Below are 25,098 nucleotides of genomic sequence, written 5' to 3' on the forward strand. Positions count from 1 at the left end.
GTGGGCGCCACGTTTCGTCAGGTGACGGTGGTCAGCGCTTGCCGCTGATCTCCTTCTCCTCGGTGCGGGCCGAGACCGGGGGGTGCCCCGGCGAGACCGGCGCCTCGACCGGCTTCTCGATCGGCACGAAGAAGCCCTTGATGGCCGGGCCCAGCGCCCCGAGCCGGTTCATCTTCTTCGGTACGACCCAACCCGCGTACTCCAGTTCGCCGTGGCCGTGCTCGTCCGTCCCGCCGAGCGGCTGGTGCACCTCGACGAAGCGGCCGTCCGGCAGCCGGCGGATGATGCCGGTCTCCACGCCGTGTGCCAGCACCTCCCGGTCGTGCTGCTGGAGCCCCAGGCAGATCCGGTACGTGATGTAGTAGGCGATCGGCGGCAGCAGGATCAGACCGATCCGGCCGGCCCAGGTCATCGCGTTGAGGCTGATGTGGAACTTGTCGGCGATGACGTCGTTGCCGCCGGACAGGGTCAGCACCAGGTAGAACGCGATGGCCATGGCGCCCAGGCCGGTCCGGTTCGGGACGTCCCGGGGCCGCTGGAGCAGGTTGTGGTGCCGGTTGTCCTTGTTGCGCCGCGCCTCGATGAACGGATAGAAGATCGGCAGCATGGTCAGGACCCCGGGCAGGGCCACCGTCGGCCAGAACAGCGGTGGGATGACGTACCCGTTGCCGATGGGGATGTGGATCTCCCAGCCCGGCATGAGTCGGGTCGAGCCGTCGAGGAACATGACGTACCAGTCGGGCTGGCTCGCCGCCGACACCACCGCGGCCTCGTACGGGCCGAAGAGCCAGACCGGGTTGATCTGGAACAGACCGCCCAACAGCGCGATCACGCCGAAGACGATCATGAAGAAGCCGCCCTGCTTGATCGCGTAGCGGGGGAACATCCGCTCGCCGACCACGTTGTCGTTCGTCCGGCCCGGCCCCGGCCACTGGGTGTGCTTCTGCTTGAAGACCAGGCCCAGGTGGGCGCTGATCAGCGCGAGCAGGAGACCAGGGATGAGCAGCACGTGGGCGATGAAGAAGCGGCCCATGATGACCTCGCCCGGGAACTCCCCGCCGAAGATCGACGAGGTGAGCCAGGAACCGACCACCGGGATCGACAGCATGATGGCGGAGGCGATCCGCAGACCGGTGCCGGACAGGCCGTCGTCGGGCAGCGAGTAGCCGGTGAAGCCGGCCAGGAAGCCGACCCAGAAGAGCAGGCTACCGATGATCCAGTTGAGCTCACGCGGCTTGCGGAACGCGCCGGTGAAGAACACCCGCAGCATGTGCACCACGATCGACGCCATGAACAGCAGCGCCCCCCAGTGGTGCATCTGCCGCATGATCAGGCCACCGCGCACGTCGAACGAGATGTCCAGCGTGGTCGCGTAGGCCGCGGTCATCGACTGGCCGCGCAGCGGGGCGTAACTGCCGTCGTAGACCACGTGCGACAGCGACGGGTCGTAGAAGAACGTCAGGAACACGCCGGTGAGCAGCACGACCACGAACGAGAAGAGCGCGATCTCGCCGAGCAGGAACGACCAGTGGTCGGGGAAGACCTTGTTGAGCAGAGCCCGCAGTGGGGTCGCCACCTGGAGCCGGTCGTCGACCTCGCCTCCGGCCTTGCCGGGCAGCGCGGCTACGTCAATCTTCTTCCGGCGCTTCACGGCCGCTCCCAGAAGTCTGGCCCGACGGTCTCCTTGAAGTCGGACGTCGCCACGAAGAAGCCCTCCTCGTCGACCGAGATCGGTAGCTGAGGCAGTCTGCGGCTGGCGGGCCCGAAGATCGGCTGGGCGTTGTCGGTGATCAGGAACTGTGACTGGTGGCACGGGCACAGCAGGCGGTTGGTCTGCTGCTCGTACAGGCTGGCCGGGCAACCGGCGTGGGTGCAGATCTTCGAGTACGCGATGTAGTTGCCCCACATGTAGTCCGCCTTGTCCTCGCGCGCGTTGTTCTCCGCGGCGAGCTGGGCGTCGTCGGCCCGCAGGTGGATCAGCAGGGTGGGGGAGTCGGCGTGCTTGTTGGTCGCGCCACCGGGAATGCCGGGGAACACCGTGATCTGGCCGCCGACGCTGACGTCCTCGGGCCGGATCGGGGTGCCGTCGGAGTGGGTGAGCCGGATCAGGTGGGTCGTGCCACCCTCCTCGACCGGCGCCCAACCCGTGGTGAACATCTGGTTGTTCGTGTGCGGGTTCTTGATCAGACCGCCGACCAGCGGCGCCGCGGCGACGGCGGCGACCGGCGCCAGCCCGGCGAGCAGCGAGATGCCGAGCAGCGGCCGACGCTTCACGCCCAGCTCGTCGACCATGTACGTCAACGTGCTACCGGTGATCTTGCGGTCGTCCGCCGGCGAGCCGCCGTCGTGCCGGCCCTGGATCGCGACCTCGTGCGGGATCAGCTTCTTGCCCCAGGTCAGGATGCCGAACCCGATGCCGAGCAGGGCGATGCCCAGGGTCAGCCCGAGCAGCGGCGTGTAGAACTTGTCGGCGCCGTTGCCGGCCTCGTGCTCCCACGGCCACCAGATGTAGACCGCCAGGAACGCGGTCGCGGCCAGGCCGGTGATCAGGAAGAACCCGGCGACGACCCGGACGAGGCGCCGCTCCGCCTTGGTGCCGGGCACCGGGAACGGCGGCTCGTAGTGCACGATCTCGATGTCGTCCCGCCGGGCACCCTCGCGCAGGACGTCCCAGTTGGTCAGGCGCGGATCGTGTACGTCGATCGGCTCCTGTTCGGCGCTGTGCGCCTTGGTCTCGGTGTGCGTGCTCACGACTTCCCCGCAATCCACAGACTGGCGAAGATCAGGGCGACCATGCCGACAAGGAAGACCGCCACGCCCTCGGTGACCGGGCCGTAGCGTCCGAGGTTGAAGAACCCGCCCGGGTCGCCGTCGGTCTTCAGCGACTCCTGGACGTACGCGATGATGTCGGCCTTCTGCTCCGGCGTGAGCTGGTTGTCGCCGAACACCGGCATGTTCTGCGGGCCGGTGAGCATCGCGGCGTAGATCTGCCGGTCGGTCGAATCGTTCAGCGACGGGGCGTACTTGCCGGACGAGAGGGCGCCGCCGCCGCCGCTGAAGGCGTGGCAGGACGAGCAGTTGACCCGGAAGAGGTGGCCGCCGTTGGCGACGTCACCGCCGGCCTTCAGGTCGCCGTCCGGGATCTGCGGCCCGCCGCCGAGTTCCTGGATGTACTGGCCGAGCTGGCGGATCTCCTCGTCGGTGAAGACCGGGGGCTTGCGCGGCGCCTGGGCCTCCTGCCGGGCCATCGGCATCCGGCCGGTGCCGACCTGGAACTCCACCGATGCCGCGCCGACGCCGATGAGGCTCGGGCCACGCCCGTCGACACCCTGCGCGTTGCGACCGTGGCAGGTCACGCAGCTCACGTCGAACAGCGCCCGGCCGTCCTCGGCGGCGCTGGTGAGCTGGGGGGTGTCCTCGGCGTTCAGGCCGGGCGCGAAGACGGTGTACGCGCCACCGGCCAGCAACAGCGCGGCGAGCAGGCGGAACGCGGCGCCCACACGCCGGCGGCCCCGGCTGCGGGGTGTCGACCGCCCGCGGCGGAGCCGCGCGAGCAGGCCGCGCTCGCGGTCGCCGCGCCGGTCGGCGGGGGTGTCAGAAGTCATGGCCTGTGTCCTTAACGGTTTCTCGACCTTGTCCTAGGGACGGGGCGGCAGCGCGGAATGTGACAGCGCGGTTCGCCAAGATCACTGAAGCCAGTAGATCATGGCGAAAAGGGCGATCCACACGACATCGACGAAGTGCCAGTAGTAGGACACCACGATCGCCGAGGTCGCCTGCGCCGGTGTGAACCGGCCCATGGTGGTGCGGATCATGAAGATGATGAAGGCCACCAGGCCGCCGGCCACGTGGAGACCGTGGAAGCCGGTGGTCAGGTAGAACATCGAGCCGTACCCGTCGGTGTTGATCTTGATGCCGTGGTGCACCAGCTCGCGGTACTCGTTGAGCTGTCCGAGAATGAAGATCAACCCCATGATGAAGGTGATCGTGAACCAGCGTCGCAACGCGTGCACGTCACCCCGCTCCGCCGCGAACACGCCGATCTGGCAGGTGATCGAGGACAGCACCAGGATCACCGTGAAGGTCGTCGCGTACGGGATGTTGAGCACCGGCGTGTGCTTCTCCCACATGCTGTAGTCCGCAGCGCGGATGGAGAAGTACATCGCGAACAGCGCCGCGAAGAACATGAGCTCGCTCGAGAGCCACACGATCGTCCCGACGCTGACCATGTTCGGGCGCGTCAGAGAGTGGATCCGGCTCTTGTCAATGGCTGGGGCCGCAGTCACGCGGTCATTATTGCCCCCGACCAGGTTCGCCGATCGCCGGGGTCACCAAACTGGGGTGAATCACGGGTCGGCTGACCTCGCCCGCTTCGGCTGGCCTAGCCTCGGCAACGTGCTCCAGGTCGATCCGATCACCACCGTAACCCCGGCCCAGCTCCTGGCGGTCGCGGCGCAGGGCGAGGCCCTGCCGCCGCCGTTCACCGTCGCCGCCCTCTTCACCCAGGCCCGGCTCGACAACTGGCTCGCCCTCGGCCTGGTCCTGGCCGCCGGGCTCTACCTCTACGGCGTGCACCGGCTGAAGCTGCGCGGCGACCGCTGGCCGGTCGCCCGTACCCTGCTGTTCCTCGGACCCGGCCTCGGCGGCATCGCCGCCGTGACGCTCAGCGGCCTGCACGCGTACGACACCACGCTGCTCTCGGTGCACATGGTGCAGCACATGGTGCTTTCCATGATCGCGCCGATCTTCCTCGCCCTCGGTGCCCCGGTGACGCTGGCGCTGCGCACCCTGGGGGCCGCCCCGCGCCGCCGGCTGCTCGCCGTCGTGCACAGCCGGTTCGCCCGGGTCGTGGCGCACCCGCTCTTCGCGTTCGGGCTCTTCGTCGTCAACCCGTTCGTGCTCTACTTCACCGGCCTCTACCGGCTCACCCTGGAGAACGCGTTCGCCCACGAGGTGGTCCACGTCCACTTCATCCTCACCGGCTGCCTGTTCTTCTGGCCGCTGATCGGGCTCGACCCGCTGCCCGGCCGCTGGCCCTACCCGGGGCGGGCCCTGCTCATGGTGCTGTCGGTGCCGTTCCACACCGTGCTCGGGCTCACGATCATGCAGAGCAGCACGCTGTTCGGCGGCGACTGGTACCCGTCGCTCCAGCTCGCCTGGGCCGACCCGTGGACCGACCAGAAGATCGCCGGCGGCATCCTGTGGGCCGGTGGCGAGTTCGTCAGCGTCACCATGCTCGCCGTACTCGTCGTGCAGTGGATGCGGCAGTCCGAGCGGGAGGCCCGCCGGATGGACCGCGAACTCGACCGGCAGGAGGCCCGCGAGCTGGCCCGGCAGGCGTCCGGCCCGGCCGGCCCGGTCGGCGACGCCCGCCCGGCCGGCGGGGCGGCGGACCCGGACGGCGGTGCCCGCCCGGCGGGTGGGGCGGCGGACCCGGACGGTGGGGCGGTCGTGCCGCGGCCGGCGTCGGGGACGGCGGACGGTGACCCGGCCGACGGGCTCGCGGGGCGCGAGCCGGTCGCCGGGACGCCCGGCTGACCTCGACCCGGGCGGCGGGTCCGGCCCGGCCGGACCCGACCGGTAGGATCGGCGGGCAGCTACGACGTGGGAGCCTTGCCAGCGATGAGCGATCGTCTTTACACCGTCCTGCTCTACAGCGACGACCCGCAGGTCCGTGACCGGATGCGGCTCGCCGTCGGCCCCCGGCCGGCGAGCGACCTCCGGGTGGAGTTCCTCGACGCGTCGAGCTACGCGGAATGCCTCCGGCACGTCGACGACTACGAGATCGACCTGCTGCTCCTCGACGGCGAGGCGACCCCCGCCGGCGGCATCGGCATCGCCCGCCAGATCCGCGACGAGCGGTCCGACACCCCACCCGTCTGCGTGGTGATCGCCCGGGCCGCCGACAAGTGGCTCGCCGCGTTCGCCGAGGTCGACGCCACCCTCGTGCACCCCCTCGACCCGGTGACGACCGGGCAGACCGTCGCCCGCCTGCTGCGTTCCGGCGCAAAGGGCGGCACGGTGGCGACGGCCTAGTCAGCGCCGCCCGGGTCGCCGCCGCACTCCGACCCCCACCCCCGCTCGGGAGGCCCATCATGGGCGAACGGACCTGGCCCAGCCTGCTGTCCACGCTGCTGCGCGACGAAGAACTCTCCACCGCCGACACCGCCTGGGCCATGGGCGAGATCATGTCGGGTACGGCGACACCGGCGCAGATCGCCGGCTTCGCGATGGCCCTGCGCGCCAAGGGGGAGACCTCGGCCGAACTGGCCGGGCTCGTCGAGGCGATGCTCGCCCAGGCCGTGCCTGTCGAGCTTCCCGACGACCTGCGGTCGCGTGCCGTCGACATCGTCGGCACCGGTGGCGACCGGGCACACACCGTCAACATCTCGACCATGGCCGCGATCGTGGTCGCCGCCGCCGGCGTACCCGTGGTCAAGCACGGCAACCGGGCCGCGTCGTCGTCGTGCGGCGCGGCCGACCTGCTGGAGTTCTTCGGCGTCCCGCTCGACCTGAGCCCCGAGGGCGTGGCGCGCTGCGTCACCGAGGCCGGCATCGGATTCTGCTTCGCCGGCCGGTTCCACCCCGGCTTCCGGCACGCGTCCGTCCCGCGGCGCGAGATCGGTGTGCCGACCGCGTTCAACTTCCTCGGCCCGCTGACCAACCCGGCCCGGCCGCGGGGCGCGGCCGTCGGCTGCTTCGACGCCCGGATGGCCCCGGTCATGGCCGGCGTCTTCGCCGCCCGCGGCGACTCGGTGCTGGTGATGCGCGGCGAGGACGGGCTCGACGAGTTCAGCACCGCGGCGCCGACCCGGGTGTGGGTGGCGCACGGCGGCACCGTCACCGCCACCGTGGCCGACGCCGCAGACCTCGGCGTCGCCCGGTCGCAGCCGGGCGACCTGCGTGGCGGCGACGCGGCCTTCAACGCCGACGCGGCGCGCCGGATGTTCGCCGGCGAGCCCGGTCCGGTGCGTGACGCGGTGCTGGTCAACGCGGCGGCGGCGCTCGCCGCCCAGGCCGGGCTCGGCGACGACCTGCTGACCGGGATGCGTGCCGGCCTCGACCGGGCCGCCGCGGCCGTCGACTCCGGCGCCGCCACGCGCCTTCTCGACCACTGGGTCGAGGTGGCCCGCACCGCCGCCTAGCCCCCCTGTTCCCCGCGATCTTGCGGTTGTCTCCTCCATTCGCCCGTTCTGTCCGGCGACAAATGCAAGATCGCGGGGATGTTTGGCGGGGGGAGAGGTCAGGGGAGGGTTTTGGCGAAGGTCGCTATGCGGGCCGCCAGTGGGGCGCTGGCGCGTACCCAGACGAAGTGGTCCAGCCGGCCGCCGGCCCGCGCCACGGTGTAACGCTCGCGCTCCACGGGCGCCGAGTCGAACTTGGCGCACAGGTGGTCGAGCGTCCCGTGCGGGGTGAACTGGTCGTCGTCCATGCTGACCGCGAGCACCGGGGTGGTGATCCCGCGGACGGCGGCCTCCGCGTCGACGCCGCGGATCGCCGGGAACCGTCCGGTCCGTGCGGTGTGCCCCCAGTCCCGGATCACCCCGCGCGCCTGCCGGCCGCCGAACCCCCACCCCGGCCACACCCGCAGCAGGGCGGACGTGGCGACGATGCCCTGCGTGTACGGCAGCACGCCGTAGCGCCGGCCGCCCTGGTACAGCCGCCAGTACGGCATCCCGACCGCGACCAGCACCAGCCCGTCGACGGTCGCGTCCCGGGTGAGCGCCAGGTGCAGCACGGCCGCCTGGCCACCGAGCGAGTGGCCGAGCAGCAGCCGGCGCCGCCCGGCGAACCGCGGCTTGAGGGTGTCGAGCACGACCCCGATGTCGTCGACGAGTTCGGCGTAGCCGTACGTCGAGGCGCGGCTCGGCGGGGGAGTGCTCGTACCGGTGCCGCGCAGGTCGGCGACGACGACGGCGAGGCCGGCGGCGCGTAGTTCGGCCGCGAAGGGGCGGTAGTAGTGCGCCCGTACGCCCATCGCCGGGAAGATCACCACGACGGGTGCGTCGACGACGCCCTCGGGCTCCGGATAGGTCTGGAGCCCGATCCGGTCGGTGCCGCGGTCGAGATGCTCCTGCGTGTATTCGAGCGTCACCGGGTCAGCCTACGAGCGCGATGTTACCGCTGGGTAGCGTGTTCCGGATCACGAGCCCGGGCGACGTGCCCGCTCAGTCGGCGTCGGCGAGCCCGATCGCGAACGCCTCCTCCAGGTCGTGCCGCGAGTAGGCACGGAAGGCGATGTGCGTCTGCGTGTCGAGCACGCCCGCGACCTTGGAGATCCCGCCGGCGATGACCTCGGCGATCTGGTCGAACTCGCGTACCCGGACCATCGCGACCAGGTCGACACCACCGGCGACCGAGTAGACCTCGCTGACCCCCGGCAGGTCGGCCAGCCTTGCGGCCACCTCCGGGATCGAGTCGGTCTCGCAGTCAACCAGGACTATCGCCGTGATCACCGGATCCACCTCTCCACGCCAGTTACCTCGCCGTACATCCTAGATCCGTGACCCGGCCCGCGCCGCGCGCTCCCTGATCACGGTGATCAGGGACGGTGCGCCCGACACGCCGACGACGCGCCCGACCCGGTCCCTGATCACGCGGATCAGGAGACGGTGAGGTCGCGGCCGACCCGGATCGCGTCGCTCAGCGTCTCGCCGGCCGCCACCACCGCGCCGGGCCAGACGACCGCCCGCCGGACCGTCCCCGCCACGTCGGCGTCCGCGCCGACCACCGCCTGCCGCACCGTTCCGCTGACCCGGGCCCGCGGGTGCACCAGTTCGCCGCCACCGGCCGCGTGCAGGTTCGCGGCCAGGTAGTCGCGCGGTGTGCCGGTGTCCAGATAGGTGCCGGTGAACGGAACCACCTCGAGCGCGCCGGCCGCCTCGGCGGGCCGCCAGACGGTACGCACCAGTTCGGCCGGATCCGGCGGCAGGTCGCGGACGTACCGCCAGGGCAACAGCGAGAACCCGGCGAAGCGGTGGCCGCTGAACCCGCCCCGTTCGGCCGGGTCGTCGAGCGGCTGCCCGAGCAGGCGTACGGTCTCCCCGTCCCAGCCGGCGAGCAGCGCGGCGATGTCGGCACCCGGTGGGACGTCGGCGGCGAGGTACGCGTCGGCGTTGCCGACCAGCACCCCCCGCCCGCCGATCCAGTCCCGCAGGTTGCCGATCCCGCCGGACGTGCCCAGCGGATCGCCGGGCTCGACCGACAGGTGGGTCCGGTCGCCGACGTGGTCGACCACCCGGTCGCCGAGGTAGCAGGCGTTGACGGCCACCCGGTCGGTCCCGGTGAAGCCGAGTCCGGCGACCCGGTCCAGGGCCCGGTCGAGCAGCGCCACGTTTCCGACCGGACACAGCGCCTTGGGCAGGTGTTCGGTCAGCGGCCGCAACCGCCGACCCTCGCCGGCGGCCAGCACGACGGCACAGATCCCGTCGGCGGGCCCGGTCACCGGCCGTCCTGCGGATCGGAGCGCGGGTCCCCGGACCCGGCGGCCGGCACGGGTTCCACCGTCTCCGGGCCGGCGGCCCGGTCGCCGGCCGGTCCGGTGCCGGCTGGTTGCGCGTCGGCCGGTTGGGTCCCGGCCGGTGGCGCGCCCGCTGGTCGCGCGGCGTCTTGTCGCGTGGAGCCTTGCCCCGTGGCGTCTGGTGGCGGGCCGGCCGGGCCGGCGTCGGTGGCGAGCGGGCCGATGCCGTAGTGGGCGAGGAGCCGGGCGGTCGCCTGGGTCAGCCGGGGCAGCGCGTCGAGCGAGTGCCACCGCGCCTCGAACACCTCGGCGCCGTCGACCGACAGGGTCGTGCCGGACGCCGGTACGGATGCCTCGAACACGACGTCGACCCAGCCCTTGGCGTGCACGATCGCGTTCGGGACGGCCGGCCGCAGGGCGCTGGGCGGCAGCCGTACGCCGCTCTCCTCGTGCAGTTCGCGGGCCGCGCCGACGACGGGTGCCTCACCTCGTTGCAGCAGCCCGGCCGGCAGGCTCCAGCCGCGCCCGGGTGGCTGCCGCAGCAGCAGGATCCGGCCCGGTGCCTCGGCTTCGCTGTCACGCAGCAGGGTCACCGCCCCGACGATGTACTTCGGTACGGCGAGCCGGACGAGCCGCCGCCGCAGCGGGTGCGGCAGCCGGTAGAACGTCCGGTAGAACAGAGCACGACTGGGCGACCGCCGGGAGTTCACCCCCCAAGGCTAGAGCCTCACCCGAGACCCGGCTCACACCCCCACGCCCCGCCCCGCGTGAGCCACCCGTGTCCAGACCGCGCTGATTGCCACGTTGATCAAGGACAATCCGTGCCCACTGAGCCACGTTTGTCGCACAACAACCCCTTGATCAACGCGTAACCCAGCCCGAAGGGCTTCTAGTTGCGCTTGTCCACCAGGTCGATCAGCTGCTCGACCACCTGGTCCGGCTCGATGGCGCGGTCGAACACCGCGACGAGCATGGTCTCCAGGTCGGGGTAGCCCATCTCGCCGGCGAGCCGCCGCAGTGGCGCGTCGTTGGCCAGGCCACGGTCGTGTTTGCGCAGTGCGAGCCCGATGGTGGCGCGGCCGAGGCGTACCTTGTCGGCGATGCTGATCCCGGGTTCCTCGTGTTCGGCGAACCAGCGGTTGATCTGCATCTGGGCGTGCGGCGACTTGACGAAGCCGAGCCACTCCCGGCGCGGCCCGGCCGCCCCGCTCCGCGCGTCGATGTGGGCGTGCCCGTCGCTCTCGGTGAAGATCTCCACGACGTCGCCGTCGTCGAGTGGGGACGAGAGCGGGGCGAGCCGGCCGTTGATCTTCGCGGCGAGGCAGTGGTCGCCCTTGTCGGTGCCGAGTTCGTACGCCAGGTCCACCGGTGTGGAGCCGGCCGGCAGGACGAGCTGGCGGCCGTCGGAGAAGACCTGGATCTGGCTTTCGGAGAGGTCGCAGCGCAGCGATTCGAGGAACTGGGCCGAGTCGGCGGTCTCCTGCTGCCAGTCGAGCACCCGCCGCAGCCAGCCGAGCTGGTCGGCGCCGCTCTCCCGTTCGCCGTCGGGCCTGGGGAAGCGGAACTGCTCGGCGACGCCGTATTCGGCGGACCGGTGCATGCTCTCGGTGCGGATCAGCACCTCGACGGGGCGTTCGTCGGGGCCGACGACGGTGGTGTGCAACGACCGGTAGAGGTTGTTCTTCGGGGAGGCGATGAAGTCCTTGAACCGGCCGGCGACGGGGCGCCAGCGGCCGTGGATCGCGCCGAGCGCGGCGTAACAGTCGGTGTCGGGGCCGTCGACGACTACGGCGATGCGGGGCAGGTCGTGGGGGACCGGCGACCGCTGCGCGACGGTGTCCTTCCAGATCGAGTAGAGGTGCCGGTCACGGACGGCCACCGAGGCGGTCACCTTCTCGTGACGCAGCGCTCCCTTCGCCTGCGCCACGACGTGCGCCAGGTATTCGCTCCACCCGGGACGGTGCTCGACGTGCTGCTTTATCTGGGCGTGCGCCTCGGGCTCGAGGTGCAGCAGCACGGTGTCGTCGAGGTCACGCTTGAGCGCCTGGATGCCGAGCCGGTCGCAGAGCGGTACCAGCACGTCCTGGGTGGCCCGGGCGATCCGGGCCCGCGAGGCGGGGGAGCGGGCGTCGAGCGTACGCATGTTGTGCAGCCGGTCGGCGAGCTTGATGATCAGGACCCGGACGTCCTTGCCGGCGGCGACGATCATCTTGCGGATCGTCTCGGCCTCGGCGGCCTTGCCGTAGAACGCCTTGTCGAACTTGGTGACCCCGTCGACCAGGTGGGCGACCTCGGGTCCGAAGTCGTCGTCGAGCGCCTGGAGCGTGTACTGGGTGTCCTCGACCGTGTCGTGCAGCAGCGCGGCGACCAGGGTGGTGGTGTCCATGCCGAGTTCGGCGCAGATCTGCGCGACGGCCAGCGGGTGGGTGATGTAGGGCTCACCGCTCTTGCGGAACTGCCCGCGGTGCATGTTGTCGGCGATGGCGTAGCTGCGCCGCAGGACGGCCGCGTCGGCGGAGGGGTGGACGCTGCGGTGGGCCCGGGTCAGTTTGGCGACCGGGTCGTCGTCGGACGACGGCCAGGACAGCAGCGACCGTAGACGTCTGGTCAGCGGGATCTCGCTCTGCTTTGTCGACAGGGCGCGTCCGAGAACGGCGCCGCGGCCGGCGTCGAGGTCCACGCGGTGACACCTCCTCACCCCGCCCCTGGGTCGCCCCGACCCGCGTCCGGACATGTTGGACGGGCCGGCAGACGTCCGAACCGGGCATTGGCTGCCAGTAATCTACTTGGCTAACAGCCTATGCGAGGGAAGGTAGTCCGATCGGGTAGTTGCTTATAGGCTTTTGGTCGAGTCTTTTGTCGACGGTGCCCCTTCGGCCCTCCTGAGCAGCTCACGGTAACGAGCCGCACCACGAACAGGTGACACCCATCCGGTGGAGGTCTCCACCAGTCGGGTCTCCGGCCGCTCCAGCCAGTTGAGGATCCGCTCGGTCTCCTCCGCCGTGGCGTTCGGGATCGGACCCGTCCCCGGCAGCACCGTCTCCGCGGTCGCCCGGAGCAGGTCCAGCGTCGGTCGGGGGTGGACACCGGGCGGCGACGTGCCGGCCGCCGCGAGCCGGCCGTGGCGTACGACGGCGATCTCCCAGCCGCCCGCCGGTGCCCGCCGGGCGGCGACGAGCTGCGCGATCGTGGTCAGTCCGGTGAGCCGCTGCATCCGGATGGCGGCCCGCAGCACGGCGGCGAGCCGGCCGCGCACGACCGCCGCCTCCTCGTAGCGCTGGGCTTCCGCGAGCGTGTCGATGCGGGCCAGCAGCGCGTCGACCACCACCCGCGGATCGGTGGCGGCGGTCCGGAAGGGGTCGACGGAGGTCCGCTCGTAGTCGGGCACCGAGATCCGGTGCTCGCACGGCGCCGCGCACCGGCCCAGCTCGGCCAGGACGCAGGCCGCGATCGTGGTGCGGATGGACAGCTTGTGGGTGCACTGCCGCAGCGGCACCGCGTCGTGCAGGCCGGCCGCGGCCAACTCGGCCGCCTGGCGCGAGGCGAACGGCCCCAGGTAGGCGTCGTCGTCCTCGGCCAGCGTCCGGACGACGGACAGCCGCGGGTAGGGCTCCCGGGTGAGCTTGAGCCAGACGACCCGCTCGGGGAACTTCGACCGCCGGTTGTACGGCGGCGCGTGCGCGGCGATCAGCCGCAGCTCGCGTACCTCGGCCTCCAGCGCGTGGGCGCACTCGACCGCCTCCACCCGCTGCGCCGCCCCGATCATCTCCGACATCCGGGCCCGCTTCTCGGCGGCGGTGAAGTAGCTGCGGACCCGGGTCGCGATGTCGACCGAGGTGCCCACGTAGAGCGGGCGGTCGTCGGCGGCACGGAAGATGTAGACGCCGGGCACGTGCGGCAGCCCGTCGGCGAGGTGCCGCTTGCGCCGCTGGGTCGGGGTGACCGCCTTGGCGAACTCGATCGCGTCGCCGATGGTGTGCACGCGGTGCCCGCCGAGCCGGGCGATCAGGCCGTGCAGCACGTCGACGGTGGCCTTCGCGTCGTCGAGGGCCCGGTGGGTCGGCTGCTGCCGGGTACGGAAGAAGGCGGCGAGCGTGCCGAGCTTGCGGTTGGGCACCTCGTCACGGGTCAGCACCCGGCGGGCCAGCGCGGCGGTGTCGAGCACCCGGGGGTCGGGCCAGGTGTAGCCGTGCCGGGCGCAGGCCGCCTTGAGAAACCCGACGTCGTACGGCGCGTTGTGCGCCACCAGCACGGCGCCGCGCAGGAACTCCAGGAGGCTGGGCAGCACCATCTCGACCGGCGGGGCCGGGGCGACCATCGCCTGGGTGATGCCGGTCAGCACGGTGATGAACGGCGGCACCGGCACCCCCGGGTTGACCAGCGTCGCCAGCACCCCCAGCTCCTCGCCGCCGCGGACCTTGACGGCACCGATCTCGGTGATGCCGCCGCCGTCGGGGGCGCCGCCGGTCGTCTCCAGGTCGACCACGACGAAGGTGGTCTCCCGTAGCGACACCGCGCCCGGGTCGGCGAGTTGGGCGTCGAGGGTGCCCTGGACGTAATCGGGTCGGACCACGGGCGGCAGGGTACGGTGCCGGTACGACACTCCCGCCCCACGGGTACCAGCGGTAACGATCTGGTCTCCGCGGTCAGTTCGCTGAGCCATCGAGCGGGAGACGCCGGGACGGTGGGAGACTTGTCTGATGTCCCTGCCGGAACCGTCCGACGACCGCCCGCCCGTGGCGGCGGTCGACGCTGCGCGCACCGCCGAGGCGGACGCGCCGCCGGACGACGCCCTGGCGGGGACCGACGCCGAACTGGATCTCGAGCCCGAACCGGTCCTGCCCGAACAGGTCCGGCAGCGCGTGGTGGCGCTCGCCGCGACCGCGTTGCCCGGCCTGCCCGGCGACGAGCTGCCGGTCGCGCTGCGCAAGGTCGCCAAGTTCGCGCCCAACCGCCGGGCCCGGCTCGGCGGTGCCGCCATCGCCACCCAGCTCGCCGGCGACCCGCTCTTCCGGCAGCGGATCACCAACCGGGTGCTCGCCGAGGCCGGTGAGCTGGGCGCGGCGGTCATCGAGGGCGCCTGCCCGGCCGCCGCCGACCCGGTCGAGGTGGCCGCCCTGGCCTACCTGGCCCGCCCGGCGGGCTGGCGCGACCTAGTCGAGGCCGCCGGTGCGGCCGTACGGGCCGAGGCCGACAGCGCGGTCGTCGCCGAACTGGTACGGGAGGCCGAGCAGCGGGCCACCCGGGCCGAGCACGACCGCGCGGTCGCCAAGGTCGAGGCCGACAAGCTGCGCGACGAGCTGGCCCGGGTCCGCGAGGAGCTGGGGCAGCTGCGCGAGGAGTCCCGGGTGCTGGCCCGCACGCTGCGCGAGACCCAGGCCCGGGAGCGGCGGGCCGCCGAGCTGCTGGCCACCGAGAAGGGCCGGGCCAACCGGGCCGCCGCCGACCACGACGCCGAGCTGCGCCGCGTCCGGGCCCGCCTGGCCGAGGCCGAGTCGCTGGCCGGCGCCGCCCGGCACAGCGCCAAGGAGGCCCGGTCGGTCGACGACGCGCGGCTCTGGCTGCTCCTGGAGACCATCGGCCAGGCCGCCGTGGGACTGCGCCGGGAACTGGCGCTCGACCCGGCCGACCGGCTGCCGGCCGACTTCGTCGCCGACGAGTTCGCCGAGGTGCCCGGCGCCCCCGACAAGGCCCGGGCCCGGGCCCAGGACGCCGACGACCCGGGCCGGCTCGACCAGTTGCTGGCGCTGCCCCGGGCGCATCTGGTCGTCGACGGTTACAACGTCACCAAGCGCGGCTTCGCCGAGATGTCGCTGGAGCAGCAGCGCAAACGGTTGATCACCGGCCTGGGCGGGATCGCGGCGCAGACCGGTGACGAGGTGACGGTGGTCTTCGACGGGGCCGAGCGGGTGCACGGGCTGCCGCCCGCCCCGCGCGGCGTACGGGTGCTCTTCTCCCGCAAGGGGGAGACCGCCGACGAGCTGATCCGCCGCCTGGTCCGGGCCGAGCCCGCGGGCCGCGCGGTGGTCGTCATCTCGTCGGACCGCGAGGTCGCCGACGGCGTACGCCGCCACGGCGCCTACCCGCTCGGCGCCGATTCGCTGCTGCGTCGCCTCGCCCGCTCCTGACCTGCGGTTTTTGCTGCCTTCTCGCCTCGGGTGGCGGCGTTTGGGACGCCGCGAGAGGTTCCGGCGGGGATGACCGGATCTTGACGGCTCATCCGGCGTGCCGGATTTTGTCGTACCCCGGCCATATCGTCGCGTCACCGACGGTGGTCGGTCCGCGACGGGCCACCGATGGACGACGAGCCGGGGGCCGGCGTGCGGACCCCGCAACGCTGAAGGAGTGGCGATGCTCATCGATTGCCAGAGCTGCACCGTCCGTGGTGCGGCCTGTCGGGAGTGCGTGGTCACCGCGCTTCTCGACACCCCCCGCGAGATATCCGAGCTGACCGCCGACGACCGCCAGGTGCTGGAGATCCTGGCCCGGGCCGGGCTCGACCCACAGGTGATCACCGACCGGCCGGCGACCCCCGCCCCCGCCGGCCCGGTGCGCCTCGCCCCGCCCACCCGCCGACGCACCCGTCCCCGCCGGGTCGCCTGAGCCGCGCCGGGCCGGCCCGTCCCCGCCGGCGCGCCCGCCCCCACCGGGTCGCGTGAGCGCCGCCCGCCTTGCCCGGGCTGGCGCGGTCGCGGGCCATAGGATTGGCTCGCACACCGCGTGGCAGAGGGGACGGTCGGATGACCACTCGGACGTGGGCGGCCGTCACGCTCGCCGCGCTCGTCGTGGCCCTGGTCGTCGCGGTGGTCCAGTTGGTGCCGTGGAACCAGCCGGCGGCGCCCCGTGCCGACCAACTCGCCGCACTGCGTGACCTGCCGGCCGCCGACGTCGAGCGGGGCCGCGCGTTCCACGCCGCGCTGCGGCCGGGCAGCTACGGAGCGCTGGCGGTCGGCCTGGTCGTGGCGCTGCTGCTCGGCCTGACACCGCTGGGCGCCAAGCTCGTCGCCCTGGGCGGCCGGCCGTTCGGCGACAACTGGATCGCCCAGGCACTGGTCGGCGGGCTCGCCGTGGTGCTCGTCGCCGAACTCGTCACGCTGCCGTTCGCCGCCTGGCGGCACGCCGTCGTCAGCCGGCACGGACTCGCCACCCAGGGCTGGGGCGGCTGGACCGCCGACCTGCTCAAGTCGTACGTGGTCAGCGCCGTGATCGGCGGGGTGGCGCTGCTGGTGTTCTACACCGTGACCCGGCTGGCGCCACGCTGGTGGTGGGCGCTCGGCGCGGCCGGTGCGGCGACGCTGGTCGTACTGCTGTCCCTGATCCTGCCGGTCGTGGTCGAGCCGGTCTTCAACCGGTTCACCCCGATGCCGCAGGGGCCGCTGCGCACCGAACTGATGGCACTCGCCGAGCGCGACGGCGCGCCGGTACGCGACGTACTGGTCGCCGACGCCTCCCGGCGCACCCGGGCCGTCAACGCGTACGTCTCCGGCATCGGCCCGACCCGGCGCATCGTCGTCTACGACACGCTGCTGCGCGAGGCGACCCCCGGCGAGGTGAAGACCGTCGTCGCCCACGAACTGGGACACACCAGCAACGACGACGTCCTCACCGCGACGCTGATCGGTGCCCTCGGCGCGGCGGCGGCCGTCGTCACCGTCTTCCTGCTCGGCTTGTGGGGCGGGCTGCTGCGCGCCGCCGGCGTCGACTCGATCGCCGAACCGCGGGCGTTCCCGCTGATGCTGGCCGTGGTCGCGGTCGGCGCGCTGGCGGCCACCCCGGTCCAGGCGCTGGTGTCGCGGCAGGTCGAGCGGCGGGCCGACGTCCACGCGCTGGCGCTGACCGGTGACCCGGCGACGTTCGAGGCGATGCAGCGGCGGCTCTTCGCGGTCAACCTCGGCGACCCCGACCCGCCCCTGTGGCACCAGCTCTGGTCGGCGTCGCACCCGTCCACCGTGCAACGCATCGCCGCCGCCCGGACCTGGGCCGAAGGAGACCGTCCGTGAGCGGACCAGACGTCAGCCGCACCCTGCTGGTCACCAACGACTTTCCGCCCCGCCCCGGCGGCATCCAGCAGTTCGTGCACAACCTGGCGCTGCGGCAGCCGGCCGGCTCCGTCGTCGTCTACGCCTCGACCTGGGACGGCGCCGGCAAGTTCGACGCCGAGCAGCCGTTCGAGGTGGTGCGCGAGGACACCGGGATGCTGCTGCCGACGCCGGCGGTGGCCCGCCGCGCGGCCGGGCTGGCGCGGGCGTACGACTGCGACACGGTCTGGTTCGGCGCCGCGGCGCCGCTCGGGCTGCTCGCCGCCGGGCTGCGCAGGCGGGCCGGGGTGCGCCGGGCGGTCGCGCTGACCCACGGGCACGAGGTCGGCTGGGCGGCGCTGCCGGGTGCCCGGGCCGCCCTGCGGCGGATCGCCCGGGGCAACGACGTGGTCACCTACCTGGGCGAATACACCCGGGTACGGCTCGACCGGGCACTGCGCGGGCTGACCCGGCTCGAACGGCTCGCGCCCGGCGTCGACGTCGAGGCGTACCACCCGGGGGTGGACGGTGCGGAGGTCCGGGCCCGGCACGGGCTCGCCGACCGGCCGGTGGTGGTCTGCGTCTCCCGGCTGGTGCCGCGCAAGGGGCAGGACGTGCTGATCCGGGCCCTGCCGGCGATCCGGCGCCGGGTGCCGGACGCGGCGCTGCTGGTGGTCGGCGGCGGACCCTACCGGGGTGCCCTCGAACGGCTGGCCCGGGAGACCGGGGTCGGTTCGGAGGTGTTCTTCACCGGGTCGGTGCCCTGGGCGGAGCTGCCGGCGCACTACGCGGCCGGCGACGTCTACGCGATGCCGTGCCGCACCCGTAACCGGGGCCTCGACGTCGAAGGGCTCGGCATCGTCTACCTGGAGGCGTCGGCGACGGGGTTGCCGGTGGTCGCCGGGGATTCCGGCGGGGCGCCGGACGCGGTGGTCGAGGGCGAGACCGGATACGTCGTCGGCGGCCGGGACGTCGCCGCGGTCGCCGACCGGGTCGCCGGGCTGCTCGCCGACCGTGACCTGGCCCGGCGGATGGGTGCGGCCGGCCGGGCCTGGGTGGAGCGGGAGTGGCGTTGGGAGACGCAGGCGGCCCGGCTGGCGGCGCTGCTGCGTCCACCGGGCTGACCCCGGCCGCCGGTCGGGTCGCGACCGGCGGTGGCCGGGCCGGTCAGGGGGTCGGCTGGCGGCCGGCGACGGTGGTGCCGACCGGCCGGCCGAGCCGGGCCGTGATCTTCTCCGGGGGACCGGGCCGGCCGAAGAGGTAGCCCTGTGCGGTGTCGCAGCCGATCGCCCGCAGCCTTTCGGCCTGCCAGGCCGTCTCGACGCCTTCGGCGGTGACGGTCAGGCCGAGGGTGTGCGCGAGCGAGACCAGGGTGGTCAGGATCCGCTCGTCGGTCGCGGTGGCCAGGTCCGGGTACGGCCGGCGGAGCCCCTCCACGAACGAGCCGGCGATCTTCAGCTCGTGGACCGGCAGGGTCCGCAGGTAGGCCAGGTTGGAGTAGCCGGTGCCGAAGTCGTCGATCGCGATCCGGATGCCGCGGTCGTAGAGGGTGCGCAGGGCGCGTACGGGGTCCGCCGAGTTGCCCATCAGGGCGCTTTCGGTGATCTCCAGCTGGAGCCGTTCGGGCGGCAGTCCGGTGTGGTCGAGCAGGGCGAGGACCTCGTCGACCAGGCCGGGATCGTGCACCTGCCGGACCGCGAGGTTGACGCTGACGAACGGGGCGCCGGGGTCGAGGTCGAGCCAGCGCCGTGCCTCGTGGCACGCCTCGGCCAGTGCCCAGCCGCCGAGCCGTACGATCAGGCCGGTCTCCTCGGCCAGTTCGATGAAGCTGTCCGGCCGGAGTGTTCCGGACTCCGGGTGCCGCCAGCGGACCAGTGCCTCGACACCGAGGATGCGTTCGTCGGCGAGCGACACCAGCGGCTGGTAGTCGAGATAGAACTGGCCGTGGTCGATCGCTGCCGGCATCGCCGCCGACAGCGCGTAGCGGGTCATCTCGAGTTCGTTGCGTACCGGGTCGAACAGCGACCACCGGCCCTTGCCGGCGGCCTTGGCCCAGTGCAGGGTGACGTCGGCGGCCCGCATCACGTCGCCGGCCGTGGTGCCGCCGACCGGGCGTTCGACGATGCCGGCGCTGGCCGAGACGGTCAGCTCGTGACCGTCCACGATGGCCGGGCCGGCGATGGCGGCCAGGGCGGCGTCGGCGACGCGTACGACGTCTTCGACGCAGGTGCTGTCCTCGACCAGGATCACGAACTCGTCGCCGCCGAGCCGGGCCACCAGGTGCCGGCCGACACTGCGACTCAGCCGGTCGGCGACCGACACCAGCAGCCGGTCGCCGATCTGGTGCCCGAGCGCGTCGTTGACCACCTTGAAGCCGTCGAGGTCGAGGAAGCAGACGCCGAGCCGGCGGTCGAGGTGCGGCCCGGCGAAGACGGCGTCGAGGCACTGGGTGAACAGGGTGCGGTTGGGCAGCCCGGTCAGCGGGTCGTGGGTGGCCTGGTGCCGGAAGCGGGCCTCGCTCTCCCGCAGCGCCGTCTCGGCCTGCTGGCGGGCCACCATCGCGGCCCGCCGGATCGACTCCTGCTCGTCGAGGGTCCGGTCGCGCAGCGCCCGGGTGTAGCCGGTGACCACCGTGCCGAGCAGCCGGGACAGCCGGTCGCGGGCGTCCTCGCCGGACATCCCGAGGTCGCGCAGCAGGCGCAGGTCGATCACCTCGACCGTGCGGCCGATCCCCTCGGGCGCGGCGATGTGGGCGGCCACCAGGTCGCTCCCGATCTGGTAGCCGGCCCGGGGGTGGAACGGCTCGGCGCGCAGCGTCTCGACGAGCCGGTCGGTCAACCCGCCGAGGTACGCCTCGAGTTCGGTCTGCGTCATCGGCAGGTAGCAGGTGCCGGTGACCGCCCGGGCCCAGGCGACGGCGAAGGCGTCCCGGCCCGGATGCGGACCCGGCCCGTCGGCCGGCTCCGGTCGCGGTTCCGGCGGCCCGGACTGCCTGTCACCCACCGAACCGTCCCACTCCGCCCATGAAGACCGCGCGTTCGGCGTCGACCGCGTCCTCGGGCGAGTCGGGACGCCACTGCGGAACCCAGACCACGCCCGGGTCGACGAGGTCGAACCCGTCGAACAGTGCGGTCAGCTCGGCGCGGTTCCGGATGATCAACTGGTTGTCGGTCGACTGGTAGACGCGTTCGGCGTCCGAGCGTTCCTCGGCGGTCCGCCCGTCGTCGCTGGCCTGGGAGAGCACCAGGTGGCTGCCGGGCGCGAGCCGGTCGCGGATCCGGCGCAGGAGGCCGGCCGGGTCGTCGGAGTTCGGCACGAAGTGCAGTACGGCCACGAGCATGACCGCGACCGGCTGGTCGAAGTCGAGCAGCCGGCGTACCTCGGGGTGTTCGAGGATCTTCTCCGGGTTGCGGAAGTCCTCCTGGAAGACCGTGGTGCCGTCGTTGCCGGCGAGGATCTCCCGGCTGTGCGCGACCGCGATCGGGTCGACGTCGACGTAGACCACCCGGGAGTCGGGGGCGAGCTGCTGGGCGATCTCGTGGACGTTGCCGACGGTCGGGATGCCGGAGCCGATGTCGAGGAACTGCCGGACCCCGGACCGGACCAGGTGGTGCACCACGCGGCGCAGGAAGGCGCGGTTGGCGTGTGCCATCAGCGGTGCCTCCGGCACGGCGGCGATCATCGCCTGCGCGGCCGCCCGGTCCACCGCGAAGTTGTGCGAGCCGCCCAGGTAGTAGTCGTACATCCGGGCGACGCTAGGCCGCTCGATGTCGATACCCTCCGGTGCCCAGTCCGGCCGCTCCATGCTTGCCCCTTTTGCCAAGATAACAGTGATTTGACACTGAACTGATGGTGGTCGCCATTCTGCCCGGCCCATGCCCGGGTATCCATAGTGTCCTCGAGACCGGTCGCGGCGGCGTCCGGCGGGGTGGGTTTCCGGCAGGGTACGCCGAAACGCCACGTGACGGTTGCCCCGGTCGTGATCCGGCGGTGGCCAGCCGGGGCCGGACATGGCACGGTGGTGCCGTGGATCCACGTACCCAGACCGGTCTCCTGGTGGTCGTGGTGGTGCTCGCCGTGTCGACGGCGTACGGGCTGTGGCACCGCCACCGGGCCGGCCGGCTACGCCCGGTGCGGTCCGCGCCGGCAGCGGCCGGAAGTGCCGCGCCGGCACCGGCCGGAGCGGTCCCGTCAGTGGCCGGAACCGTTCCGACCGGGGCGACCGTGCCGGCACCGCCGACCGGGCCGGCCGTGCCGGTGGTGGACAGCGGCCAGGACGGGCCCGGCGAGTCCCCGGTGGCCGAAGACGGCTCCACCACCGACGGTGCGGCCCCCGCCGCTCCGACGCCCCGGCTCGATCCGGCGCTGCTCGACGCGCTCGGCGTCGCCGCCGGCACCCCGGCCACCCTGCTGCAGTTCTCGTCGGCGTTCTGCGCCCCCTGCCGCACCACCCGCCGGGTCCTGGGCGAGGTCGCCGGGATGCTCGACGGCGTACGCCACGTCGAGGTCGACGCGGAGAGCCACCTCGACGCCGTACGCGCCCTCGGCATCTGGCGTACGCCGACGGTCCTCGTCGTCGACGCGCGTGGGGAGATCGTCCAGCGGGCCGCCGGCGTACCGGCCAAGGCCCAGGTGATCGCCGCGCTCGCCCCGCTGCTGCCCGGCGGGCCGGACGGGTGACCGGCCGGCGAGCGGGTCGGCCGACGCCGGTGCACCGCCCGCCGAGCCACCGATTCCCGCCCAGGTCGTCACTCGCCCCCCCCCAGGACAGAGGTCTCCCGTGCTCGATCCCCGTGGGCCGCGCTTCGCCGCCGCCGTCACCAGCGCCGTCCTGGTCGCCGTGCTCCTCACCGGATCCGGTTGGCTCGCCCTCGGCCAGGCCGCGGTGTTCGCACTGACCGCGGCCGACCCCCGCCGGGGCCCGTACGGCCTGCTCTTCCGGGCCTTCGTGGCACCCCGGCTGGGGCCGCCGGCCGAGTTGGAGCCGGCCGCGCCGGTGCGCTTCGCCCAGCTCGTCGGCCTGGTGTTCAGCCTGGTCGCGGCGGTTGGCTACCTGTTCGGGCTGACCGCGGTCGGCCCGGTCGCCGCCGGGACCGCGTTGGCCGCGGCGTTCCTCAACGCGGCCTTCGGCCTGTGCCTCGGCTGCGAGGCGTACCTGACGGTCCGCCGCCTCACCACGCCGCGCTGACCGGACGCGGTCCAGCGCACGAAGGAGGGCGGCCCCACCATCGGTGGGGCCGCGGCCGGTGGTGCCGAGGTGTCAGAACTTCGGGGCGTCGGGCGCTTCGAGCAGACCGAGCCGCAGCGCGGTCATCAGCGCCTGGGCCCGGTTGGCCGCACCGAGCTTCTCGTAGAGCTTCGAGATGTGGGTCTTCGCCGTCGACTCGCTGACGAAGAGCTGCTTGGCGATGCCGGCCACGCTCATCCCGTCGGCCAGCAGGCGCAGCACCTGGCCCTCGCGCGGCGAGAGTTGCGGGCCGGACGGGGCCAGCCGGCGCTTCATCGCCTCGGCCAGGTCGGCGGCGGTGAACGCGCTCGGCGACGACGCGGCGTGCCGGGCCGCCGCGACGACCTCGTCGGCCGGGGCGGTCTTGGGCACGAACGCGCTGGCACCGGCCTCGAGGGCGCCGAAGAGCTGGTCGTCGCCGGCGTACATGGTCAGCACGACGATGCCCATCGTGGAGCTGGACTTGCGCAGCGCGCGGGTGGCCTCCAGGCCACTGCCGTCGGGCAGCCGCAGGTCCATGATCACGACATCGGGCTGGAGGGCACCGGCCTGGCGTACGCCCTCGGCGGCGGTGGCCGCCTCGCCGACGACTTCGAACTGCCGGTCCCGCTCGAACGCGTGCCGCAGGCCCTTACGGATCAGATCGTGATCGTCGACAAGTAGAACCTTGGTACGCGACGTCGGCGTGGGGCTCGTGGTCATGCTCGGGTTACTCCCCTTCTGGTGCTGTCACGCTATCGCGCACGCTATCGCGCCGGGTGGATGTTCCAAGCACTACCGCCACGGTTGTCCCGCTTGGGTGTCTTGGGCGGATCTCCAGTCGGCCTCGGATACGTTCCGCTCTCTCTGCCATGATCGCAAGACCGTACCTTCCGTCCGGACGCTGGTCCGCGATGCCTTGACCATCATCCGACACTTCAATCTGTGCATATGGCGGATCGACCTCACAAGTCACCCAGAGATTAGTCGCGCCGGCGTGCTTGCGGGCGTTGGTGATGGCTTCCTGGGCGATGCGCAGCAGTTCGGCCTCGGTGGCCGCGGGCAGCCGGGCGGTCGATTCGTCGAGTGTGTAGTGCACCCGCAGCCCCGCGGACGCGCCGACGGTACGGGCGTACTCGGCGATCGCGGCGGCGAGCCCGCCGTGCCGGTCGACCTCGCTGCGCAGCTCGAAGAGGCTCAGCCGCAGCTCGGTGATCACCCGGGTGACCTCGCCGCGCAGCGTGCGCAGCTCCTCGCCGGTCTCCTTCGCCTCCTCCGGCAGGGTGGCCAGCGCGTTGTCGATGCCGTAGCCGACCATCACCAGTTCCTGCGCCACCCCGTCGTGGATCTCGCGGGCCAGCCGCTGCCGCTCCTCGTTGGTGGCCAGCGACCGCACCTCGTCGAAGAGCAGCGCGGCCTCCAGCCGCAGCGCGGCCGGGCCGGTCAGCTCGTCGACCTCGGCCATCACCGACTGCGGGTAGGCGTTGGCGACGTCGGCCTCCAGGATCACCAGCCCGACCGTCCGTACGCCGGCGACCAGTGGCACGACCAGGGCCGACACCTCGCCGCCGCGGTGCGAGCGGGCCTGCGAGCGGGCCGCGGTCTGGGGCTGCTGGCTGGCCCAGGCGTCGGCGATGGCCGAGTCGGAGTCGAGTGTGGTCTCCCAGTCGACCCGGTCCACACCGGCCTGGGCGAGGACCACCAGCCGCCCGCCGCCGCTGGCCGACAGCACCGCCGCCCGGTCGGCCCGGACCACCGTACGCAGCTCCTCCACCAGGTGCTCGGAGATCCCGCCCGGGTCCAGGGTGGCACCCGGTAGCTGGCGGGCGACGCTGCGCAACTGGGTCAGCAGGCGGGTCGCCTCCGCGTACGGCTGTGGCTTGTCGTCGCCGCGGGACTGCATGGCCCGGCGCAGGGTGCCGGCGGCCAGGGTGCCGAGCGCGGCCAGGATCAGCCACTGCGCGCAGACCACCAGGTAGCCGAACTGGGTGATCTGCCGGCCGTCGGCGGTCTGCGTGATCAGGCCGGCCAGCAGCAGCGTGATCGCCGCCACGGTGAGCAGTGCGACGCCCTCGCGGGACCGGCGCTGCAACGCGCTCACGGTCAGCGGCACCGACAGGTAGGGCAGGACCGCCGACGCGCCCAGGCCGCCGCCGACCGTACCGTCGATCAGCGCCATCGACGCGACCTCGCTGGCCGCCAGGCAGACGATGACCACCTCGGCGAAGCGGCCGAGCGGCCCGAACACCGGGTGCCGGGCGACCAGGACCGCCGGAATCCCGGCGACCGCGAGCAGCGCGATCCAGCGCAGCTGGCTGACGTCCTTGGTGGTGATCAGCGTCAGGACCGCAACGAGGGACAGCATGACCACGCGCGCCGCCGTCGCGAGCGGATGGGGGCGCAGCGGTGCGGGG

General features: G+C 72.8%; 21 protein-coding genes and 2 pseudogenes. 9 read left to right on the top strand and 14 right to left on the bottom strand.

What is annotated here, in order from left to right; genetic code table 11:
- Nucleotides 1-31: 31 nt before the first annotated feature.
- The 4 genes from AB0M79_RS08895 to AB0M79_RS08910 all read right to left on the bottom strand — a co-directional run bounded on the left by AB0M79_RS08895 (nt 32) and on the right by AB0M79_RS08910 (nt 4,286).
- On the bottom strand, nt 32-1,651 hold the full coding sequence (locus AB0M79_RS08895) for a cytochrome bc complex cytochrome b subunit (protein ID WP_364209779.1): 1,620 nt from the start codon (nt 1,649-1,651) through the stop codon (nt 32-34).
- Nucleotides 1,648-2,751, bottom strand: a complete 1,104-nt coding sequence (locus AB0M79_RS08900) for a Rieske 2Fe-2S domain-containing protein (protein WP_364209782.1) — start codon at nt 2,749-2,751, stop codon at nt 1,648-1,650. The genes AB0M79_RS08895 and AB0M79_RS08900 overlap by 4 nt, the downstream gene beginning before the upstream one ends.
- Nucleotides 2,748-3,605: a cytochrome c gene (locus AB0M79_RS08905; protein WP_364209785.1), complete on the bottom strand. Its 858-nt coding sequence runs from the start codon at nt 3,603-3,605 to the stop codon at nt 2,748-2,750. The genes AB0M79_RS08900 and AB0M79_RS08905 overlap by 4 nt, the downstream gene beginning before the upstream one ends.
- Before the next feature lie 81 nt (nt 3,606-3,686).
- Entirely contained in the window at nt 3,687-4,286 is a 600-nt protein-coding gene (locus AB0M79_RS08910; RefSeq protein WP_212821133.1) for a heme-copper oxidase subunit III, read from the bottom strand.
- Nucleotides 4,287-4,413: 127 nt separating this feature from the next.
- On the opposite strand from AB0M79_RS08910, the pseudogene AB0M79_RS08915 reads away from it, so the two are divergent.
- The 3 genes and pseudogenes from AB0M79_RS08915 to trpD form a co-directional block, all read left to right on the top strand.
- A pseudogene (locus tag AB0M79_RS08915) lies at nt 4,414-5,346 on the top strand (cytochrome c oxidase assembly protein); the annotation flags it as partial.
- A gap of 276 nt (nt 5,347-5,622) precedes the next feature.
- The gene (locus tag AB0M79_RS08920) at nt 5,623-6,036 is read left to right on the top strand and encodes a hypothetical protein (RefSeq protein ID WP_357537656.1); all 414 of its coding nucleotides are present in this window, start codon (nt 5,623-5,625) and stop codon (nt 6,034-6,036) included.
- A 59-nt stretch (nt 6,037-6,095) separates the two neighbouring features.
- Nucleotides 6,096-7,145: an anthranilate phosphoribosyltransferase gene (gene trpD, locus AB0M79_RS08925; protein ID WP_364209789.1), complete on the top strand. Its 1,050-nt coding sequence runs from the start codon at nt 6,096-6,098 to the stop codon at nt 7,143-7,145.
- Nucleotides 7,146-7,243: 98 nt separating this feature from the next.
- On the opposite strand, the gene AB0M79_RS08930 is transcribed toward trpD, so the two are convergent.
- From AB0M79_RS08930 to AB0M79_RS08955, 6 genes and pseudogenes are all read right to left on the bottom strand, one after another.
- Nucleotides 7,244-8,095: an alpha/beta fold hydrolase gene (locus AB0M79_RS08930; protein ID WP_364209792.1), complete on the bottom strand. Its 852-nt coding sequence runs from the start codon at nt 8,093-8,095 to the stop codon at nt 7,244-7,246.
- A gap of 73 nt (nt 8,096-8,168) precedes the next feature.
- Nucleotides 8,169-8,456, bottom strand: coding sequence for an Lrp/AsnC ligand binding domain-containing protein (locus AB0M79_RS08935; protein WP_357537650.1), 288 nt, complete (start codon nt 8,454-8,456; stop codon nt 8,169-8,171).
- 146 nt (nt 8,457-8,602) lie between these two features.
- Nucleotides 8,603-9,445: a sugar phosphate nucleotidyltransferase gene (locus AB0M79_RS08940; RefSeq protein WP_364209795.1), complete on the bottom strand. Its 843-nt coding sequence runs from the start codon at nt 9,443-9,445 to the stop codon at nt 8,603-8,605.
- A gap of 224 nt (nt 9,446-9,669) precedes the next feature.
- Nucleotides 9,670-10,170, bottom strand: a pseudogene (locus tag AB0M79_RS08945) (NUDIX domain-containing protein); the annotation flags it as partial.
- A gap of 179 nt (nt 10,171-10,349) precedes the next feature.
- Nucleotides 10,350-12,140 (bottom strand): HD domain-containing protein, encoded by a 1,791-nt coding sequence (locus AB0M79_RS08950; protein WP_364209798.1) that lies wholly within the window; start codon nt 12,138-12,140, stop codon nt 10,350-10,352.
- Nucleotides 12,141-12,293: 153 nt separating this feature from the next.
- Nucleotides 12,294-14,033 carry a DEDD exonuclease domain-containing protein gene (locus tag AB0M79_RS08955; protein ID WP_364209801.1) on the bottom strand — a complete coding sequence of 580 codons (1,740 nt, stop codon included), beginning with the start codon at nt 14,031-14,033 and terminating at the stop codon, nt 12,294-12,296.
- A 127-nt stretch (nt 14,034-14,160) separates the two neighbouring features.
- On the opposite strand from AB0M79_RS08955, the gene AB0M79_RS08960 reads away from it, so the two are divergent.
- From AB0M79_RS08960 to AB0M79_RS08975, 4 genes are all read left to right on the top strand, one after another.
- On the top strand, nt 14,161-15,588 hold the full coding sequence (locus AB0M79_RS08960) for an NYN domain-containing protein (RefSeq protein ID WP_364209804.1): 1,428 nt from the start codon (nt 14,161-14,163) through the stop codon (nt 15,586-15,588).
- A 223-nt stretch (nt 15,589-15,811) separates the two neighbouring features.
- Complete coding sequence (locus tag AB0M79_RS08965; RefSeq protein ID WP_364209807.1) at nt 15,812-16,063, top strand: hypothetical protein; 252 nt, start codon at nt 15,812-15,814, stop codon at nt 16,061-16,063.
- A 137-nt stretch (nt 16,064-16,200) separates the two neighbouring features.
- A complete protein-coding gene (locus AB0M79_RS08970; RefSeq protein ID WP_364209810.1) occupies nt 16,201-17,460 on the top strand; it encodes a M48 family metallopeptidase in 1,260 nt (419 codons plus the stop codon).
- Nucleotides 17,457-18,602 (top strand): glycosyltransferase family 4 protein, encoded by a 1,146-nt coding sequence (locus AB0M79_RS08975; protein ID WP_364209814.1) that lies wholly within the window; start codon nt 17,457-17,459, stop codon nt 18,600-18,602. The genes AB0M79_RS08970 and AB0M79_RS08975 overlap by 4 nt, the downstream gene beginning before the upstream one ends.
- Before the next feature lie 43 nt (nt 18,603-18,645).
- Here the strand turns inward: AB0M79_RS08975 and AB0M79_RS08980 are convergent, their stop codons facing one another.
- Entirely contained in the window at nt 18,646-20,352 is a 1,707-nt protein-coding gene (locus AB0M79_RS08980; protein ID WP_364209942.1) for a bifunctional diguanylate cyclase/phosphodiesterase, read from the bottom strand.
- A gap of 121 nt (nt 20,353-20,473) precedes the next feature.
- The gene (locus AB0M79_RS08985; RefSeq protein ID WP_364209817.1) at nt 20,474-21,283 is read right to left on the bottom strand and encodes an SAM-dependent methyltransferase; all 810 of its coding nucleotides are present in this window, start codon (nt 21,281-21,283) and stop codon (nt 20,474-20,476) included.
- 221 nt (nt 21,284-21,504) lie between these two features.
- Here AB0M79_RS08985 and AB0M79_RS08990 point away from each other — a divergent pair, with 221 nt between their 5' ends.
- Both AB0M79_RS08990 and AB0M79_RS08995 read left to right on the top strand, forming a co-directional pair.
- The gene (locus AB0M79_RS08990) at nt 21,505-22,158 is read left to right on the top strand and encodes a thioredoxin family protein (RefSeq protein ID WP_364209820.1); all 654 of its coding nucleotides are present in this window, start codon (nt 21,505-21,507) and stop codon (nt 22,156-22,158) included.
- 100 nt (nt 22,159-22,258) lie between these two features.
- Nucleotides 22,259-22,666, top strand: a complete 408-nt coding sequence (locus AB0M79_RS08995; RefSeq protein WP_364209823.1) for a DUF4395 domain-containing protein — start codon at nt 22,259-22,261, stop codon at nt 22,664-22,666.
- A gap of 72 nt (nt 22,667-22,738) precedes the next feature.
- On the opposite strand, the gene AB0M79_RS09000 is transcribed toward AB0M79_RS08995, so the two are convergent.
- On the bottom strand, nt 22,739-23,407 hold the full coding sequence (locus AB0M79_RS09000) for a response regulator transcription factor (RefSeq protein WP_212821104.1): 669 nt from the start codon (nt 23,405-23,407) through the stop codon (nt 22,739-22,741).
- Nucleotides 23,408-23,414: 7 nt separating this feature from the next.
- The gene (locus tag AB0M79_RS09005; RefSeq protein WP_364209945.1) at nt 23,415-25,055 is read right to left on the bottom strand and encodes a GAF domain-containing sensor histidine kinase; all 1,641 of its coding nucleotides are present in this window, start codon (nt 25,053-25,055) and stop codon (nt 23,415-23,417) included.
- Nucleotides 25,056-25,098: the final 43 nt, after the last annotated feature.

This window comes from Polymorphospora sp. NPDC051019, from assembly GCF_040683055.1.
GTDB lineage: Bacteria > Actinomycetota > Actinomycetes > Mycobacteriales > Micromonosporaceae > Polymorphospora > Polymorphospora lycopeni.